Origin of the sequence: Frankia sp. AiPa1 (assembly GCF_023243075.1) — a bacterium.
GTDB lineage: Bacteria > Actinomycetota > Actinomycetes > Frankiales > Frankiaceae > Frankia.
The window spans coordinates 47,415-63,173 of sequence record NZ_JALKFZ020000175.1; the positions used below are offsets into that span (position 1 = coordinate 47,415).

Consider the following 15,759-nt stretch of genomic DNA (forward strand, 5'->3'; position numbering starts at 1 on the left):
GTCCATGACCGATTCGCCGCCATGGATCGGCGCGGTGATGGCCGCCACCCTGTTCCTGCCCATGCTGACCCTGATCACCTACACGCTGGTGCCGCTGCCTGGCCAGGAACGCCTCGGCGACGGCAACTATGTGCTCGCCGGGGCACTGTTCGCCCTGAACATCCTGCTGCCCCGCCTGCTGCGCCGCGTCCGCCGCATCCGCCGAGCGCTGCGCCGCCGGGCCGCTCGTCCCCGCTGAGCCGCGCCGCGCCGTCGCCGGCAAGCGCCCGCAGGCACGGGAAGTCCGCCGTAGTGGGACATGCCACGGTGGGGCCACTCCGACGGGACGACCTGCCACGATGGCCGGATGTCCGCGCTGGTCGTCCTGCTGGTGGGCCTGGCCGCCGGCATCGTGGTGCGTCGCCGGATCCACCCGCCACCCGCGGCCACGGCGGTGGTGAACACCTGGCTGCTGGACATCGCGCTGCCCGCTCTGGTGCTGCACGCGGTGCACGGGATCCACTTTCCGGATCATCTCGCCCTCGTCGTGGCCGCGCCCTACCTGCTGTTCGCGGTCTCCAGTGCGCTCTATCTACTCGCGGCGCGGGTGATGCACCTGCCCCGGCAGACGGTCGGGGCGCTGATCGCCGCGACCGCCGTGGCGAACACCAGCTTCGTCGGCTTTCCGATGGTCACCGCCTTCTATGGCGCTGACGACGTACCCACCGCCGTTCTCGTCGACCAGCTCGGGTCATTCCTGCTGGTGAACACGGTGGTGCTCATGATGGTGACCGTCGTCGCCGGGGCGGCCCTGCCGCGGGCCGAGCTCGCCCGCCGGGTCCTGACCGCACCGGCGCTGCTGGCCCTCGTGAGTGCACTCGTGCTGCGGCCGGTGACCTTTCCGCAGTGGTTGGACGACGCGCTCGTCTCGCTCGGTGGCACGCTCACACCACTGGCGCTGTTCTCGATCGGCATGCAACTGGAGGTTCCGGCGGCCCGGCGGTACTGGCGGGAGCTCGGCCTGGGCCTTGCCGTGAAGCTCGTGGTCGCCCCGGCGCTGGTCGTCGGCCTGTACGCGCTCGCCGGTGGGCTCGGCGATCACAGCGTGACGATTGCGCTGTTCGAGACCGCGATGCCACCGATGGTCACCGGCGCTCTCCTCGCCGCCCGGCACGATCTGGCCACCCCGCTGCCCAGCCTGCTGGTAGGGGTGGGAGTCCCGCTGAGCCTGCTCACCCTCCCGTTGTGGACCCTCATCCTCTGATGATCGTGGCCGGACGAATCTGATGAGCCGGACAGGTCCACCGTCTAGGGTGGATGACAGGACGATCGTCGGCGAACGCCTGATGTCGGCGTCGTCGGCGTACCCGGTTCCTGGGCGCCGACATCCGATAGCCGACGTCCGATAGCCGACGTCCGATAGCCGACGTCCGAGCGAAGTGGAGTGTGCGGTGAGTGCGGTGCAGACAGTGGCGCTGGCGGACGGTGCGACCGCGGCCACGACGACCGATGCGGCGAGCTATGCCCGCCTGGGCGTCATCGGATGCGGCCTGATGGGGTCGGGAATCGCCGAGGTGGCGGCCCGCGCCGGTCTGGACGTGGCCGTCCGCGAGATCAACGATGGTGCGCTCGATGCGGGCCGCAAGCGGCTGACCTCCTCGTTCGACCACGCCGTGCGCCGCGGCAAGCTCAGCGAGGCGGACCGGGACGCGGCGCTCGGTCGCCTGACGTTCACCACCGAGCTGGAGGCGTTGGCCGACCGGGACGTCGTCGTCGAGGCCATCGCGGAGAACGAGCAGCTCAAGAGCGAGATCTTCGCCACCCTGGACAAGGTCGTCACCCGGCCGGACGCGATCTTCGCGTCCAACACCTCGTCGATTCCGATCATCAGGCTGGGCGTGGCGACGGCCCGGCCCGAGCAGGTCGTCGGCATTCACTTCTTCAACCCGGTGCCGGTCCAGAAGCTCGTCGAGATCGTCCCGTCCCTGTTGACGTCGGAGCAGACGATCACCGTCGCCGAGGGATTCGCCGCGCGGGCGCTCGGCAAGCAGACGATCCGCGCGACCGACCGCGCGGGCTTCGTCGTCAACGCGCTGCTCGTGCCGTTTCTGCTCGCCGCGATCCGGATGTTCGAGTCGGGCTTCGCCTCCGCGGACGACATCGACAACGGCCTGGTGCTGGGCTGCGCGCATCCGATGGGCCCATTGCGGCTGTGCGACCTGATCGGGCTGGATACGATCAAGGGCGTGGCCGACTCGATGTACGCCGAGTTCAAGGAGCCGACGTACGCCGCACCGCCGCTGCTGCTGCGGATGGTCGATGCCGGCCTGCTCGGCCGTAAGAGCGGTCGCGGCTTCCACGACTACGCGAAGTAACCCACTGCGCGGCATAGTCCAGGGCTGAACGGAGGCGCGCCGTGAATCCAGGCTTCGATCTTTACCAGCTACCCGAGGAACACCACGCACTGCGGGAGGCGGTACGGGCGCTCGCCGAGAAGGAAATCGCTCCCCACGCCGCGGACGCCGACGAGCGCGAGCGTTTCACCGTCGAGGCGCGTGAGGCACTCACCCGCTCCGGCTTCGCCGCCGTGCACATCCCCGAGCAGTACGGCGGGCAGGGCGCGGACTCGGTGGCCACCTGCATCGTCATCGAGGAGGTCGCCCGGGCCTGCGCGGCGAGCTCGCTGATCCCGGCGGTGAACAAGCTCGGCAGCATGCCGGTCATCCTCTCCGGGTCCGAGGAGCTCAAGCAGCTGGTGCTGCCGTCCGTGGCCAGCGGCGAGGCGATGATCTCCTACGCGCTGTCCGAGCGGGAGGCCGGTTCGGACACCGCCTCGATGCGTGCCCGGGCCCGCCTCAGCGGCGACGAATGGATCCTCGACGGGACCAAGGCATGGATCACCGGCGCCGGTGAGTCGACCTGGTACACGGTCATGGCCGTGACGGATCCGAACGCCACGCGCCGGGTCGACGGCATCTCGGCGTTCGTCGTGCACCGGGACGATCCGGGATTCGAGGTGGGAACCAAGGAGCGCAAGCTCGGCATCAAGGGCTCCCCCACCGCCGAGATCCACTTCAACAGCTGCACGATCCCGGCGAATCGGATCATCGGCGAGCCCGGGACCGGCCTGCGCACGGCACTCGCCACCCTTGACCACACCCGCCCGACGATCGGCGCCCAGGCCGTCGGCATCGCCCAGGGTGCGCTCGACGCCGCACTCGCCTACGTGCGCGAACGCCGCCAGTTCGGCCGGGTCATCGCCGACAACCAGGGCGTGCAGTTCATGCTTGCCGACATGGGCATGAAGATCGAGGCCGCCCGGCATCTGGTGTACGTCTCGGCGGCGCGCGCCGAGCGTGGCGAGCAGGGTCTCGGTTTCGTCTCCGCCGCTGCCAAGTGCTTCGCCTCCGACGTCGCGATGGCGGTCACCACCGACGCCGTCCAGCTGTTCGGCGGCGCCGGCTACACCCGCGACTTCCCGGTCGAGCGCATGATGCGCGACGCCAAGATCACCCAGATCTACGAGGGCACCAACCAGATCCAGCGCGTCGTCATGTCTCGCCAGCTCCTGCGCGGCTGACGGTTGCTCTTTCTGGCCGACGGTGGTGAATCCCGACGAGGACACCCCGTATCCACCAACCACCGGGTTCTGACGGCTCCCCAGGGGATTCGCCGTCTGCTGCCCGGCTGGTCCTCGGCCGGTCCACTCGCCCAGGTTGCCTCTCGTGGATCTCCGGCTCGCGGCCAGGTTCACCTGGCGAATCTCACTGTCCGTGATGAGGGCGGTGGCGGTGCTGATGGGCGGGGGTGTCACGTCTACCGGGTAACTTGTTCGATTTGTACCTTTGTAGCCCGGTAGAAGCGACACGGAAGGTTTTCCGGGGCCGATCCGTCGTCACGCGCAGCGGCGAGCAGGGCGGTGGCGGGTCGGCGGTGGGGAGAGGGCTCGCTGACGGTGACGACCGGAGCTGACCGTGACGGCAGGGGCACCGTGCACCATCGGCCATCGGCCATCGGCCATCGGCCGCGCGGTACGCCGGACGGTGCGCGTGCCGCCGAGGACGTCGGAGGTGGTCCGAGCCCGACCGGGGATCGGGCGGGAATCGGCCGGTCTGCTGTGATGGACCATCATGATCCGCGGGAAAAACCTCAGTTGATGCAGGAGGCGGCCGCGGTGGCAGCCGGGACCGCGGCCGAGGTGGCCGGTTCCGAACCAGTGACGCCAGTGGGCCGCCCAACCGAACCGGCGGCCGCGGGAGTCACGGAGGTGAACTGGCTGGACTGGGCGGCGCCGGGGAGGGCGGTGCCTGCGGCGACGACCGGGGCGACGACCGGGGCGGTGTCGGATGCGGTCGCCGCGCCCGAGGGGTCCGAGGCCGACCTCGAACCGTTGACGGACAAGGACGACGCGGACGTGGGGCCGGTCGTCCCGGATGCGTCCGGGCTCGAGGTGGCCGTGGGATCGGGCTCGAGCGTCGGGTTCGGGGTGGCGGTGGCCTGGTCGCCGCTGCCCATCTTCTCGGCGAAGAACGCGCGGACCGCGGTCGGGTCGTAATAGAAGTAGAAGGCGGGGGAGGCGACCTGGCCGGTGGTCGGGACCGTGGCGAAGGTGACCGATCCGGTGGTCATGCCCCGCATCCGCTCGGCGAGCAGGCGCAGGTCGGAGAAGTTGGTGCCGTCGTCGAGGAGGGTCGAGTCGGTGAGTGCGCCCAGGAAGGAGGCCAGCTTTCCTGGGTTCAGCAGCACACCGGACGAGGACACCGTGCGGAAGACAGCCGCGAGGAATGCCTGCTGGCGGTGAATACGGGAAAGGTCGCCATCCTGGAAGCCGTGGCGCTGGCGGACGAAGGCGAGCGCCTGCGCGCCCTCGATATGGTTGGTCCCGGGGTGGCCGACGAAGCCGGAGCTCGGGTCGTTCAGGTTCGTCGCGTGGACACGCCGGCCGTTGTCGAGCGTCAAGGGCTCGACGTAGGTCGAGGCGACCAGGCAGACGTCCACGCCGCCGATCGCGGTCGTCATCTTCTGGAAGCCGCCGAAGTCGATCTCGGCATAGTGGTCGATGCGGATGCCGGTGAGCTGCTCGAGCGTGGCGACCAACAGTGCCGGACCACCACTGTTGAACGCGCTGTTCACCCGGTCGTGGCGGGCGCGGTGCCGCTTGCCCTCGGCGTCGGTGTACGACGGGATAGGCACGTACAGGTCCCGGGGGATGGACACGATCGAGGTGGTGCCGTCCGAGTCCAGGTGCGCGATCATCATCGTGTCCGAACGGGCGCCGCCCACTTTCGCGGCGTCGCTGCCCGTCCGCACGTCCGACCCGACGAGCAGCCAGTTCTCCGTGCCCACGGGAACAGCCGGCGGGCGGGTGACGTCCGCGTGCGGCAACGCGATGTCGGCCCGGTCGATCCGGTGGTCATAGGCCGTGAGGACCACCCAGCCACCCACCGAGGTGACGAGGACCGCGAAGCTCAGCAGCCCGGCCAGGCCCAGCAGGAACCGCGCGCGCAGTCCGCGACGGCGCGGCGGCGGAGGAACGTCCGGATCCGGCACATCGGGATCAGCCACGTCCGGCGGCGCACCCACCGGGCTCACCGCCGTCCTGCCAGCCTCCGCCGTCGCGACCCCCGAGGTACCAGCCGACGTCCGCACGCAGGCCACCGGACCGGATCCCGGGTGGACAGATCCGGACTGGGCGGCCGCCGCCTGACCGGCCTTCGTCATCGCCACGACGGACAGACCGCCCGCGGGCAGCGCGTCCGCGGGCAACGCCCCTGGCGCCTGCGGCACCGTCGACCGCGTCGGCAACTCCATCGTTGGCAGCTCGGTCCTCGCCGCGGACGGTGACGAGGACTGCCTGGTCGGCTCTGAGCCCGTGGTCGTTGGGACCGCCGAGGTCCCCGGCGTCCTCGCGGCCACGGAGCTCGTCGAGGTCGGTGCGCTCCCGGATCCTGCGTGCGCTGCCCTCTGGGCCGTCCGCCGACGGATGAGCGTGGTGTCGGTGCCGGCGGCGCGAGTACCAGCCGCATCGCTACCAGCCTCATCGCTGCCAGCGGCGTCCACGGCACGAGCGGTGCTCGCGCCCTGCGCAGAACCTGTGGCATCAGGTGACGCCGTAGGGCCCGCGATGCCCGCCGAGTCCGTGGCATCCCGTCCGCTCCCGGGTTCCGGGCTGACCGCCGTGGCCGGGCCTGGTGGTACCTGCCGGTCCTCGGCGCCCGGTGTGGCCGACTCGTGCGGGGCAGTCGGCTTCGGGCGGGCCGCCGGCTCACGGCCGGTGGCCGACCCGCGCGGCCCCCCCGGCGCGCCCGGATGTTCCGGACTCACCGCCCAGGCCTAGGGATCGGACATATCGACCTAAAAACGGCACGGCGAGGCCGGCGAGGCGGGACGATCTGGTTCACCTGTCGCCTCTTCCACCCGATGACGCCGATTAGCCCGATAGGTCTACCACGATAGGCAGAATCATCGGCGAGACGCGGAGCCAGCCCGCACTTTGTGACAACGACCGCGATGACCTGGGGAAATGCGCACTCACAGAAGTGCCGTGACCACTGGACGGCACCCACCCAGTCCGGACCGACAGCCCTCCCCCACCCTGCGCCGTACCCGACCGATCGGGAAGCGCTCAGGCGGACAGCCAGGTGTCGAACGAGGACCGGTCGTCGGCCACGCCGGGAGGGATCGCCCGCGGATAGTCGCGCAGGGCCTGGGTGTGGCCCCAGAGGACATCGGCCTTGATCATGCTGGCGCGTACGGCAGCCTTGAGTAGATGCCAGGTCGTGATGGCGGTGATCCCACTTCGGGCAGCGAGCCGGATAGCGCCCCGGTCGTCGGTCACGAAGAGGCCTTTCACGCCGCGCCGGATCATGATCGCGAGAGTCTCGGCTTCGCCGAGGTGCTGATGACGTCGGTCGCCGGGACCGGTGAGCCCATCTCGGAGAATCATCGCATCCTGCAGCTCGGCGGGGTCGGGTAGCCAGGCCGAGCCGAAGATGCGCCAGGCGGCGGAGAGCACCTCGAGACCGGGTTGCCGCGCGGAGCGTCGACACTCCGCCTCCACGGACGCGCACCAGCAGCCGTTTCCGTTCACCAGCCGTTCAAGCAGGTCCATTCGATCGATGATCGCGAAGTTGACGAGCACCGTGTTGTCGGGAAACAGCAGGACGGTCACGGTTCAGATACCCAGCACCCCGGCCAGATCGTCGATGCTCACGTCGGGCACCGAGGGCATGTCGACTTCCACCGCGTCCGGGTTGACGCCCAGCATCCAGGCAAGTGTCTCCTTGCCGAGCGCACCGGAGGCGATTCCCGCCAGATGTGCCTCGGTCAGTTCGAGGGGGAAGCGGCGTCGGGCGGCTGCCTGCATCCGCGGCGTGATCTCGTCCTCGCCCGTGCGGGATCGCCAGTGCCGCCGCAACAGGCGCTGCGTTTTCTGACCGGCCCATTCGACCACCAGCGGTGGCGGAGGTCCCTCGTGGATCGCGCTCAGCCGACGGGCCAGGGCGTCGGTGGACACCCCCCACCGCCAGACCAGAGCGGCAAGCCCGGCGGCATCCACGCTGGCCCACTCGACCGCGGCAAGCTCGTCGTGCGGCAGTAGCAGATCGGCCGCGAAGGCATTCGCGGCGGCCTCACGCCGATTCCGCTCGGCCTCGGTGACGCCGTCCTCATGATGACGCAGGGCAAGGTGGCCGAGCTCGTGCGCCAGCGACCAGTTCTCCCGGAACCAGTTACCGGTGCCGGGAAGCACGATCACGCGATGCCCGCCGATGGCGAGCGAGTACGCGGTGGACAGACCCGGGAAACGAACGACGCCCACGCCAAGCCGGGCCTCGAGCCGCTCCGCAAAGGGCCGAACGAAATCGGCCCCCAGGGCCGCACGGACCTCCCCGGGATTCGACGGCAGCGGCGACGAGGCGGACGCGGCCGTGCCCAGACGCCGCCGCTCGGGGAAGGCCTGCCGGTAGGCGAGCGCGATGTCCTCGAGAACCGCCTGGTCGGCATCCCGCGCCGGCACCTCGCGACGACCGGTCGCGTGGTCGAACGTGTGACGGGCCGCCACCACCAGCCGGTAGGGATCGGGGCGACCAGTGATCATCCAGTGCAGGTCGGCGTCGAGGAGGTCGGCGAGGTGGGCCAGCTCGATCGAGGAGAAGGCCCGCCGGCCGTTCAGCGCCCGCGAGAACGCGTCGGGTGTCATCCCGATCTCGCGCGCGATGTCCTGCCGATGCTCGGCCGGGCGAGCCTGCCTGATCTGCTCCAGCACACGCTCACCGATGCTGCGCATGAGGCCATCATACCCGCCGGTTGGGAATTTCCCAATCGATCATTTGGCTCGGTGCGCGGCTCCGGACGGAGCACGGGACCAAGCCAGCTGGAGTACCGATACCAGGCTCGTCCTGGAGAACAGATCAGGAACCGAATCCGGCGCTGGAAGGCGCCGCGAGGGTGCACCGAAGCCCCTCTCGAGCGAGGTCGGCTCCCAGCCGACCTCTTCGCGCGCGATCACGCCGGCCTGAACTGGCGAGTTGCCGGGATCGAGGGGATTGCGCGATCCCGGATGCACTGGAGCCAACGAGAAACAGCACACACCGGCCCTGGAAGGCGACGAGAACGGGCCACGCGGCGCGCTCACCACGGCACGCAGCCACGCCTGACGCTTGCAAGCCGGTAAAATCGGACGGGAGGCGAAGGGCGCCTGCCGATCCGCGGCCATGGCGGGCGCCGCTCGGTCCGGGCAGATCCGGGCCGGCGGAATGCCACCGGGGCCGGTCGCGCTTCTTTCCAGGTGACGGAAGCGAGCGGTGGTGTAGAGGAGGACGTCGATCGTGCTTGATCCGCGAGAGCTCTACAGTCTCACCGAGGACGGGTCCGAGGAGCAGGCCGGCGAACCGCACCGGCCGATCCTGCTCGAGGCGATGACCGGCGTTGTCGACGCCGGGAACGCGGTCAGTCTGGCCGGGGAACACCTGCTGACGGCGCTGGAGCACAGGATTGTCGCCACCTTCGACATCGACCAGCTCCTCGACTACCGCTCGCGGCGCCCCTCCATGATCTTCTCCGAGGATCACTGGGAGAGCTATGCCGACCCCGTGCTGGCGATCTACCAGCTGCGCGACGAGTCAGACGTGCCGTTCCTCCTGCTCACCGGGCCCGAACCGGACCTGCAGTGGAAGCGTTTCATCGCCGCCGTCCGTCAGATCATCGAGCAGCTCGGGGTCCGGCTGAGCGTCGGGCTGAACGCGGTGCCGATGGCCGTGCCGCACACCCGCCCGGCCTCCGTGACGGCACACGCGAGCCGTACCGAGCTCATCGCCGGTAATGAGCCCTGGCTGCGTCGGTTGCAGATTCCAGGTAGCGCGGGCCACCTGCTCGAATACGAGCTCGGCCGGGATGGGCGGGATGCGATGGGGTTCGCCGTCCACGTTCCGCACTATCTGGCGCAGTCGACCTATCCGGCGGCCACCGAGGTATTGCTCACGTCCGTGTCGAAGGCTACCGGTCTGATGCTGCCCCTGGATGGGCTGCGTTCGGCGGCGGTCGCGGTGAACGACGAGGTCAACAGCCAGATCGCCGAGGGCGGCGAGGCCTCAGCACTCGTGCGTGCGCTGGAGGAGCAGTACGACGCCTACCAGCGGGGGCGGCGCGGGCCCAGCCTCCCCACCGTCGACGGTGAGCAGAAGCTGCCAACCGCGGACGAACTCGGCGAGGCCCTCGAGCGTTTCCTCGCCGAGCAGTCCGAGCCGGGCGGCCCGACGAATCCGATGGGCTGATCCGCAAGAATCCCCCGGTCCGCCGGCTGCGCGAATCCGAATGCGCACCGGATACCTGGTGTGGCCCTACCACATCCCACGGGCGAAAGTCCTGGTTCTCTTCAGCCCGCCTGCGTTGGCGCGTTCCGGAAGTTGCCATGTGCGTGCATTCGAAGCTCGCGTAGGCTCACGCTTCGCCACGGCGGGCTGCCACTCCGCCAGCGGCACCTGACCGCCCCATCCCGGTGGCGACTTACCGAGAGAACCGAAATGACCACGTCCAAGGGGCGTCGCCCACACGCGCCCCGCCGGAAAGCAGCTCTCGTGTCCGACGTCACGGCCACCGATATTCCCAAAGCGAGACCTGCTGCCGACCTGGAATCCACCGAACCGGATTCGGCTGTCACGACCCTCGAAAAGGCCGGCTCATTATCCGCACCGGAAAATGCCGCTGCTGCGGAGAGCATCGCTGCGGACGCGTCGTCCCCGGCCGACACCACATCAGCCATCGCCCCTTCAGCTGGCGTCAGTTCACCCGGTTCCCCCTCGAGTGAAGCCAGCCCGAGCGAGGCTGGCGGCCCGAGCGAGGCTAGTTCCAATATCGCCGCGGATGGCACCGGTCCGGTGACCGCAGGACCCAGTCCGGCAGGCCCGCAGGGCGTAGCCCTGACGGAGACCAGGCCGGACATCACGACTGACGATGCCCAGCCGGACGCCGCACCGTCCGATGCGGTCAAAGCGGCCCTCTCCGCCGACGAGCCGGGCCATGTTGACGAGCCGCGCCCTGTGGTCCCCCAGCCACGCAAGGCGACCGAGAGTGTTCGGACCCGCCACCGCCATCTCCGGAAACCTCTACGGACGGCGCTGGTCACCGCCCACGTGATCGTGAGCGTCGGGTGGAACGGCGTCGCGTTCGCCCAGCTCGTCCTTGCCTCCACCGCGGCGGCCGATCCAGGACTGCGGCCCGCGGCGTACGAGCTTATGCACGTCATCGACCGAACTCTGGACATCCCGCTGGCCCTGCTCACTCTGATCAGCGGAGTCGTGCTGTCCACGAAGACCCGCTGGGGCCTGCTGCGGCACTGGTGGGTCGCGGCGAAGCTGACGATTACCGTGGTGGCAGTGATCAGCGGGGGTGCGGTGATCCGCACGCTCATCGTTTCCGCATCGCACGCCAGCGCCACGTCCTCGACCGGCTACCCGGCCCAGGCGGTGGCGCTTATCGTGTGCGGAACCTTGATGAACCTGCTGTTCATCACCGCTACCATACTGTCGATCGCCAAGCCGTGGGGGCGGACGCCGCGCGGCCGTCGCGAGGCTCTCGCGCAGACGCTGGCGACGATGGGTCCGGAGCGGTCCGCGGTTGCGGCACCGCGGACGGATCCGGAAGGGTCGGCGGTGGCCACGGCCGGGTAACCCTGCCCACCGCACGCGTCATTCGCCCGGTCGTGACGTACCAGAAGCGTTTCAGGCCGCCGACGCCCTGGACAGACGACGGCACCCCGGACAGGGATAAGCCGCGGCCCGGGCTGCGGCAGGCCCACCACGACCCCGCCGCCCCGCCGACTCCAGCCGGACATCGCCGCCGCACCGGGGCGGCGGGCAGGTGCGGCGACCGCATCAGAGCCGGCCCAGCGTCAGAGCCGACCCAGCATCAGTGCCGGTCGGGCACCCGGCCGATGTCGGCGTCCGAGAGCGCGCGAATGGCGAGCCGGTCGACGAACCTTTCGATGATCGCGCCCACGGGCCACCGTTCCACTTCTGCAATCAGGCGCGTGGCCTCGGCATCCGCGTCAGCGGCCTTCCATCCCTGGGCATCGAGGCTATGACGCAGCGCGGCCCGATAATCCTCCTCCGTGATTCCGGGCACGTGCCGCACCATTGCCGTCGTGGTGCCGTAGTAGGAGCCCAGCCCGACGAAGACCCGGCCGCACTCGCACCGCGCGTGCGGCCGGTCCAGGTGCATGTCGCAGAATGCACGCAGGGTGACCAACTCGCCTTCCACCGCCCAGTGGAAATCGTCGACGCGCAGTCCCTGCGCGTACGCCGTGGCCGTGAGAAGTTTCATGACCTCAAGCTCCTCGTGGTCGCCTGCCGCTTCCGGGTGGGAAGCGGATGCCCTCCGGATCCACGAGAAGACAATCATCCCCCACCGACAAAGTCTCGAACTACCCGTGATCGCGGTACTCCCGAGCCACCTCACAAGCGGCCCTCCTCGAGGAGGGCGGATAATAGCCCGGTCCGGCGGACGTGGCAGGAGGGTGACAACCGGTGAGTGTGCCGTCCAACGCGCCGACGGCCGGGACGGGACGGCCGGCGTGGCTCGCCGCGGACGGCGCGACCTGGCGGGGCGTGCTGTTTCTGCTTTTCAACCTTCCGATAGCGCTGCTCGGCTTCGTCGTCGTCACGGTCGTGATCTCGCTCGGTGCGGGCCTGGCCATCACCGTGGTCGGCATTCCGGTGCTGGTCGCCGGCCTGCGGATCTGCCGGGGGCTCGCCACACTGGAGCGCAGCCGGGCCCGGTGGCTGCTCGGCCTACGCCTGCCCAGCCCCTCCCATCCGCCGCCGCGGCGTGCCGGCAGAGCGGGCCCGGGCCTTGCCACCCTCGGCGATCCGGTGGCCTGGCGAGCGGCGCTGTACCTGTTCGTCCGGCTGCCGTGGGGCATCGTGAGCTTCGTGGCGGCGTTGGTGCTCCTGCTCCTCGCTTGGGTGGTGCTTCCGGGGGTCACCCGGGCGCTGCTGGCCGTCGACCGGGCGATGATCAGGGGGCTACTCGCCCCGTCCACTCGGGTGGAGCAGCGGGTACGGGACGCCGCGGCGCGGCAGCGGGCGGCGCAGGACGCCACGGCCGACCTGCGCCGGATCGAACGCAACCTGCATGACGGGGCACAGGCACGGCTGGTCGCCCTGGCGATGGGCCTGGGTATGGCGAAGGAGATCCTCGTCGATGACCCGCGGGGCGCGGCGCGGATGGTCGCCGAGGCCCATGGCGAGGTGAAGCTCGCCCTGAGCGAGCTGCGTGACCTGGCCCGTGGGATCAACCCGGCCATCCTCACCGATCGCGGCCTGCCCGCGGCCCTGGCCGCCCTCGCGGACCGCTGCACGGTGCCGGCGCTGGTGACGGCAGGACTGGCGACCAGACCGGCCCCCGCGCTGGAGGGCATCGTCTATTTCACCACGGCCGAACTACTGACCAACATCAGCAAGCACAGCCAGGCCAGCGAAGCCACCGTCGACCTGCATCGCGCCGAGGATGGATCGCTGCTGTTGCAGGTCCGCGACAACGGCGTCGGCGGAGCGAACCCCCGCGGCGGCAGCGGCCTCGCCGGCCTCGCGGAACGCATCGATGCGATAGACGGGACGATGACCGTGGGCAGCCCGCCCGGGGGGCCCACGACGGTCACGGTCCGCTTTCCCTGGCGGGATGACCCACATCCCGGCGACTGACGGCCGACGGCCGGGACTATACCGGGCCTCGGCAGGCAGGCAGGCCGGACGGCGCCGGCTCCTACCCGTCCGTCTCGCCCGCAAGCTCGGCCGGGACGGCAACGGCCGGTGCGACAGGAGCATCGGACCTGACGGGCTCGGCCGGCTCGGCCGACAGCTGCGCCGCAGCCGAGTCCCTGGGCAGCAGGAAGGCGAGCGGAACGGCGACGATGCTGAACCCGAGCGTCCACCAGAAGGAGACCGCGTAGGCATGGGCGGTCGCCGCGGCGTCCACGGGGTGGCCGCCGTGCGCGGCGTTGCGCAGCACGGTGGCGAGCACGACGGAGAGCATGGCGGTCCCCAGCGACGCACCGACCTGTTGGAAGATCCGCACCGCGGACGTCGCCCGGGGGATCTCCGCGGTGGAGAGACCGACGTAGGCCGTGCTCATCACCGGAACCATCGCCGCCGCAAGCCCCAGACCCCGCACGACCAGGGACGCGCCGAGCAGGATCTCGCTGGTGTGCGGAGTGACCTGTGTGTAGGCCACCGAGCCGAGCACACTCAGCGCCACCCCGATGAGAACGATCCGCCGCGGGCCGGTACGGTCGACGATCCGGCCGAGCGTGATCATTCCGATCATCATGCCCAGGCCCTGCGGCGCGAGAAGCAGTCCCGCCTCGATGGGACTGCGGCCACGTGCCTGCTGCTCGTAGAGCGGCAGGAGAAACAGCCCACCGAACAGCGAGATACCGAACAGGAACATCAACCCCGCGGAGCCGCTGAACGACGCGGAGCGGAACATGCGCAGGTCGATCAACGGCACGATCCGGGTACGCAGCGCGTATCCGCCGAACGCGAGCAGCAGCGCGACGCCGATGATCAGCGGCACGATCACTGTGACCGAGGAGAAACCACCGTGGCGGCCCGCCTCGGCAAAACCGTAAACGACGGCGGCGAGCCCCGGGGAGAGCAGGGCGAAGCCGACACTGTCGAACCGCTGGCGCGTGGTCGTTGCCGCCTCGGGCATCGTGCACCAGGCCAACACGAACGCGACGACACAGACCGGCACGTTGATCAGGAAGATCCACCGCCAGTTCAGGCTGCCGATGATCAGTCCGCCGAGGACCGGGCCGAGCACAGGGGTCAGCAGCGCCGGCACGGAGACCACCGCCATGAGCCGCCCAAGCCGCCGCGGCCCGGCCGCCTGCGCCAGGATGGTCTGCATCACGGGCAGCAGGAGGCCTCCACCGAGCCCCTGGACGACCCGGAACGCGATCAGGCTGTCAACGGACCAGGCCACCCCGCACAACGCCGATCCGACCAGGAACAGCGCGAGCGCCAGCAGCCACATCCGACGGCCACCGAAGCGGCTGACCGCCCAGCCACTCACAGGGATGACCATGGCGAGCGCGAGCAGATATGCCGTCGTCACCCACTGCACGGTGGGGATGTCGACGTCGAACGCCCGGCCCAGCCGGTCCAGCGCGACGGACACGATCGTCGCGTCGAGCTGCACCACGACGACTCCGGCAAGCAGCACCAGGGCCAGCCGGACAAGCGCTCCGTCGATCTTGTCCGGGTCGGCCGAGGATACGACCTGCGGCGTGGATTCCTGCGTCGCCATGCGAACTCCGCGTGGATGCATACGGCTGGGTGGCTGAGAGTCGAGGTGGCCGAGAGTCGAGGTGGCCGAGAGTCGAGCTCGAGATCGGGTACCGACGATACACCGTATCGGCTACTGGTACATCGTCTCGTTTCACGCGGGCGAACCGTGACCGAACGCAGAGGCGCCAGGTCAGACTCGAGGTAATGAGCCAGACCACAGCGCCGACTCGCCGCCTGTGCCCGTAGTCTCGGAGCATGGGCGACCACGACCCGGCAGCGACGACGTCCGGCCCCGGGCCCGCTGCGCTGCCGTGGGTGCGCCCGCACGCCCGGCGCCGCCCTCGCCTGACCCGCGAGGAGATCGTCGACGCCGCCGTCGGTATCGCCGACGCCGAGGGCCTGTCCGCGGTCTCGATCCGCCGGGTCGCTGCCGTCCTCGCCGCAAGGCCGATGAGCCTGTACTCGTACTTCGACCGCAAGGACGACCTGCTCGCGCTCATGCACGATCAGGTGTCCGCCGAGGTCCTGGTGCCCGAGCCCCTGCCAGCGGACTGGCGCGAGGCGCTGCGGATGATCGCTCGCCGCACCCGTGAGTGCTGCCTGCGCCATCCCTGGCTGCTGGAGACGAACACCAGGACCACCCGCCTCGGCCCGAACTCGCTGCGCCACGCCGAGCAGTCCGCCGCCTGCATCGCCGATCTGCCACTACCGCCGGCCCGCCGCGTGTCTCTGCTGCGAGCGGTCGACACCTACACGCTCGGTCAGGTCGCGATCGAACTACTGGAGCGGGCCTCCGGCCACGACCTGTTCGATCTCAGCTCCTATCTGGACACGGTGATCGACAGCGGCGAGTACCCGCATCTCGCCCAGATACCTCGCCTCGACCTTCTCGCGCCCAGCTCCGTGGCGCAGCAGAGCTTCGATGACGGGCTGGACTGGCTGCTCGCGGGCGTCTCGACGAGTCTTGGCGCAAAGCCGGCCTGACCGGGCCGGC

Annotated in this window: 13 protein-coding genes; 8 read left to right on the plus strand and 5 right to left on the minus strand. The window is 69.9% G+C overall.

Annotated features, from left to right (window positions below; all coding sequences use genetic code 11):
• The first annotated feature begins 4 nt into the window (after positions 1–4).
• From MXD95_RS21385 to MXD95_RS21400, 4 genes are all read left to right on the plus strand, one after another.
• On the plus strand, positions 5–238 hold the full coding sequence (locus MXD95_RS21385; RefSeq protein ID WP_250642467.1) for a hypothetical protein: 234 nt from the start codon (positions 5–7) through the stop codon (positions 236–238).
• A gap of 108 nt (positions 239–346) precedes the next feature.
• Entirely contained in the window at positions 347–1,243 is an 897-nt protein-coding gene (locus MXD95_RS21390; protein WP_250642468.1) for an AEC family transporter, read from the plus strand.
• A gap of 211 nt (positions 1,244–1,454) precedes the next feature.
• On the plus strand, positions 1,455–2,354 hold the full coding sequence (locus tag MXD95_RS21395; protein ID WP_285223709.1) for a 3-hydroxybutyryl-CoA dehydrogenase: 900 nt from the start codon (positions 1,455–1,457) through the stop codon (positions 2,352–2,354).
• Positions 2,355–2,395: 41 nt separating this feature from the next.
• Positions 2,396–3,559 carry an acyl-CoA dehydrogenase family protein gene (locus tag MXD95_RS21400; RefSeq protein ID WP_250642469.1) on the plus strand — a complete coding sequence of 388 codons (1,164 nt, stop codon included), beginning with the start codon at positions 2,396–2,398 and terminating at the stop codon, positions 3,557–3,559.
• A gap of 569 nt (positions 3,560–4,128) precedes the next feature.
• Here the strand turns inward: MXD95_RS21400 and MXD95_RS21405 are convergent.
• From MXD95_RS21405 to MXD95_RS21415, 3 genes are all read right to left on the minus strand, one after another.
• Positions 4,129–5,790: an LCP family glycopolymer transferase gene (locus tag MXD95_RS21405; RefSeq protein WP_250642470.1), complete on the minus strand. Its 1,662-nt coding sequence runs from the start codon at positions 5,788–5,790 to the stop codon at positions 4,129–4,131.
• A gap of 814 nt (positions 5,791–6,604) precedes the next feature.
• Positions 6,605–7,150, minus strand: a complete 546-nt coding sequence (locus MXD95_RS21410; RefSeq protein ID WP_250642471.1) for a hypothetical protein — start codon at positions 7,148–7,150, stop codon at positions 6,605–6,607.
• Between the two features lie 3 nt (positions 7,151–7,153).
• The gene (locus MXD95_RS21415) at positions 7,154–8,266 is read right to left on the minus strand and encodes an ImmA/IrrE family metallo-endopeptidase (RefSeq protein WP_250642472.1); all 1,113 of its coding nucleotides are present in this window, start codon (positions 8,264–8,266) and stop codon (positions 7,154–7,156) included.
• A 541-nt stretch (positions 8,267–8,807) separates the two neighbouring features.
• Here MXD95_RS21415 and MXD95_RS21420 point away from each other — a divergent pair.
• Entirely contained in the window at positions 8,808–9,752 is a 945-nt protein-coding gene (locus tag MXD95_RS21420) for a PAC2 family protein (RefSeq protein ID WP_250642473.1), read from the plus strand.
• Positions 9,753–10,355: 603 nt separating this feature from the next.
• A complete protein-coding gene (locus MXD95_RS21425) occupies positions 10,356–11,147 on the plus strand; it encodes a hypothetical protein (protein WP_250642474.1) in 792 nt (263 codons plus the stop codon).
• A gap of 238 nt (positions 11,148–11,385) precedes the next feature.
• Here MXD95_RS21425 and MXD95_RS21430 read toward each other — a convergent pair whose 3' ends face one another.
• The gene (locus MXD95_RS21430; RefSeq protein WP_250642475.1) at positions 11,386–11,799 is read right to left on the minus strand and encodes a DUF7715 family protein; all 414 of its coding nucleotides are present in this window, start codon (positions 11,797–11,799) and stop codon (positions 11,386–11,388) included.
• A gap of 203 nt (positions 11,800–12,002) precedes the next feature.
• On the opposite strand from MXD95_RS21430, the gene MXD95_RS21435 reads away from it, so the two are divergent.
• On the plus strand, positions 12,003–13,178 hold the full coding sequence (locus MXD95_RS21435; RefSeq protein WP_250642476.1) for a sensor histidine kinase: 1,176 nt from the start codon (positions 12,003–12,005) through the stop codon (positions 13,176–13,178).
• Positions 13,179–13,239: 61 nt separating this feature from the next.
• Here MXD95_RS21435 and MXD95_RS21440 read toward each other — a convergent pair whose 3' ends face one another.
• Positions 13,240–14,784 carry a DHA2 family efflux MFS transporter permease subunit gene (locus tag MXD95_RS21440; RefSeq protein WP_250642477.1) on the minus strand — a complete coding sequence of 515 codons (1,545 nt, stop codon included), beginning with the start codon at positions 14,782–14,784 and terminating at the stop codon, positions 13,240–13,242.
• Positions 14,785–15,020: 236 nt separating this feature from the next.
• Between MXD95_RS21440 and MXD95_RS21445 the strand changes: the two genes are divergently transcribed.
• Entirely contained in the window at positions 15,021–15,749 is a 729-nt protein-coding gene (locus MXD95_RS21445) for a TetR/AcrR family transcriptional regulator C-terminal domain-containing protein (protein WP_250642478.1), read from the plus strand.
• Positions 15,750–15,759 lie beyond the last annotated feature (10 nt).

Coding starts and splice junctions, on each gene's coding strand:
- MXD95_RS21385 (WP_250642467.1), top strand. CDS start 5: ATGACCGATTCGCCGCCATGGATCGGCGCGGTGATGGCCGCCACCCTG.
- MXD95_RS21390 (WP_250642468.1), top strand. CDS start 347: ATGTCCGCGCTGGTCGTCCTGCTGGTGGGCCTGGCCGCCGGCATCGTG.
- MXD95_RS21405 (WP_250642470.1), bottom strand. CDS start 5,790: ATGGAGTTGCCGACGCGGTCGACGGTGCCGCAGGCGCCAGGGGCGTTG.
- MXD95_RS21415 (WP_250642472.1), bottom strand. CDS start 8,266: ATGCGCAGCATCGGTGAGCGTGTGCTGGAGCAGATCAGGCAGGCTCGC.
- MXD95_RS21430 (WP_250642475.1), bottom strand. CDS start 11,799: ATGAAACTTCTCACGGCCACGGCGTACGCGCAGGGACTGCGCGTCGAC.
- MXD95_RS21440 (WP_250642477.1), bottom strand. CDS start 14,784: ATGGCGACGCAGGAATCCACGCCGCAGGTCGTATCCTCGGCCGACCCG.
- MXD95_RS21445 (WP_250642478.1), top strand. CDS start 15,021: ATGGGCGACCACGACCCGGCAGCGACGACGTCCGGCCCCGGGCCCGCT.